Source organism: Bacillus sp. JJ1503, assembly GCF_036965125.1.
GTDB lineage: Bacteria > Bacillota > Bacilli > Bacillales > Cytobacillaceae > Cytobacillus.
The window spans coordinates 1-1,807 of record NZ_JBALOZ010000324.1 but is presented as its reverse complement, the minus strand read 5'-3'; the positions used below and the strand labels follow the sequence as shown (position 1 = coordinate 1,807).

1 protein-coding gene is annotated in these 1,807 nt (G+C 30.4%); it reads left to right on the top strand.

The window, feature by feature from the left end; all coding sequences use genetic code 11:
• Nucleotides 1-1,807 (top strand): PEP/pyruvate-binding domain-containing protein (locus V7149_RS21490; RefSeq protein ID WP_335347634.1); only part of this gene is annotated, 1,807 nt, incomplete at both ends.

The following is a 1,807-nucleotide window of genomic DNA, read 5'->3' as shown; positions in this document are numbered from 1 at the left end:
CAATAATATACATCAAGCTTCGTTAATTGATATGTTCCAAGAGCTTATTAATCGTGGATACCGAATTAAAGCTATTGATGTTGAAGGACAGTGGGCTAAACTCAATTCCACAAAAGATCTATCACATTTTATTTTTGGAACAAAGGGAGAGACCCTAGAGAGATTAAAGCCACTATTGTTATCTGCTAAAATATGTGAACAAGTTAGATTTGAGGTTCAAGAATGGGAAGATAATCAATCAGGATGTATAGAGTTAATACAAAATAAATTTCCAAATGTTAAATTAGTGGTCCGAAGTAGTTCCTTGATTGAAGATACAGCTGATCATTCATTTGCTGGCGCATTTGAAAGTTTCTTTAATATAGATTCAAATAATATTTCACAGTTAGAGGAATCAATTGAATCTGTAATTAAAAGTTATGAAGAGGTGGCTGCTGGAAATACAAGCCTTAATCAAATTCTAGTTCAGCCGCAACTAGTGGATGTTGCTATAAGTGGAGTATTATTTACGAGAGATTTAGAAACAGCCTCCCCTTATTATATTGTAAATTATGATGATAAGACGAGTAGAACTAATTCAGTTACTGCGGGAACTGATAATTTAAAGACTTTAGTTGTTTTTAAAGAATGTATTGAGGAAGTTAAAAATGAAGAATTAAAAAAATTATTAAAAGTAACAAAAGAAATAGAAATGATTATTGGTAATGAGACAATTGATATTGAGTTTGCAATAACTCATAAAGGCGAAATATACATATTTCAAGTCCGCCCAATTGCTGCATTAAAAGGAAAAAGTATAGTTTCTATTGATGATTTTATTATTTGGCTGTCAAAAACTCAGAAATTCATACGTTGTTTAGACACAAATAAAACATCTGATTTATTAGGAGATCGTACTATATTGGCTAATATGCCGGATTGGAATCCAGCGGAATTAATTGGAACTAAGCCAAAGCCCCTTGCTTATTCATTATATGAGTACCTAATTACAAACGATGTGTGGCGTGAAGCAAGAGGATCAATTGGTTATCATAATCCTACTTCGGAATCCCTTATGAAGTCTGTCTTTGGACAACCATATATTGATGTAAGAGTAAGTTTTAACACTCTTTTACCTAAAACAATATCTCCGGATTTAGGTAGACAGCTTATTAATTATTATATAAATTATTTGACTGAACATCCTGAATTGCATGATAAAGTAGAATTTGAAGTTATACCAACTTGTATTAGTTTTGATATGACAAAATTTGAGAATAATTTATTTGAAGCAGGATTTACAAGAACAGAAATAAATGAATTGAATACAGAGCTTTTCAAACTTACTAATAATATTATTTCCGGTAAGTTCACGACAGTATCAGAACAGTTAAAACTTGTTAAGAGTTTAAATTATAAGAGAGAGTATGTTAAAACAACTATTAGTTCAATAGAAAATATTCCATATTTAATAAAAGTATTACTTGATGACTGTAAGGAATATGGAACTAAACCGTTTACAATATTAGCAAGATATGCTTTCATTGCTGTGTCTTTTTTAAAGTCTTTTATACAAAGAGGCATTATTACTTATTCTGAATATACAAACTTTCTGGAATCTGTTGAAACAATAGCAAGTAATACTGTTAATGATTTTGCAAAAGTTATGCAAGGTGAAATGAGCCGTGGTAAGTTCTTGGAAATTTACGGTCATCTACGCCCTGGAACGTATGATATTAATTCTGCAAGGTATGACGAAAAACCTGACGTATATTTAAAACCTACTGATTTAACAAATAATAATGAAAAAATAAAAAATAGTCTTCAG